Annotated in this window: 1 protein-coding gene; it reads left to right on the top strand. The window is 63.4% G+C overall.

Annotated features, from left to right (window positions below; translation table 11 throughout):
- Positions 1-580: EF-Tu/IF-2/RF-3 family GTPase (locus AC1U89_RS24580; RefSeq protein WP_479902225.1), on the top strand; the 580-nt coding region annotated here is incomplete at both ends.

Below are 580 nucleotides of genomic sequence, written 5' to 3'. Positions count from 1 at the left end.
AAGTACGACTTCCCGGGCGACGACACCCCGATCATCAAGGGTTCGGCCAAGCTGGCGCTGGAAGGCGACAAGGGCGAGCTGGGCGAAGTGGCGATCATGAACCTGGCCGACGCCCTGGACACGTACATCCCGACGCCGGAGCGCGCGGTTGACGGTACGTTCCTGATGCCGGTGGAAGACGTGTTCTCGATCTCGGGCCGCGGTACCGTGGTGACGGGTCGTATCGAGCGCGGCGTGGTGAAGGTCGGTGAGGAAATCGAAATCGTGGGTATCCGCCCGACGGTGAAGACGACCTGCACGGGCGTGGAAATGTTCCGCAAGCTGCTGGACCAAGGYCARGCTGGCGACAACGTGGGYCTGCTGCTGCGCGGCACGAAGCGCGAAGACGTGGAGCGCGGCCAAGTGCTGTGCAAGCCGGGTTCGATCAAGCCGCACACGCACTTCACGGGTGAGGTCTACATCCTGTCGAAGGATGAAGGCGGCCGTCACACGCCGTTCTTCAACAACTACCGTCCGCAGTTCTACTTCCGTACGACCGACGTGACCGGCTCGATCGAGCTGCCGGCGGACAAGGAAATGG

The sequence above is a fragment of the Caulobacter sp. 05T431 genome (assembly GCF_056665975.1).
Note: the sequence above shows the minus strand (reverse complement) of the source record. Positions and strands in the feature narration are given on the sequence as shown.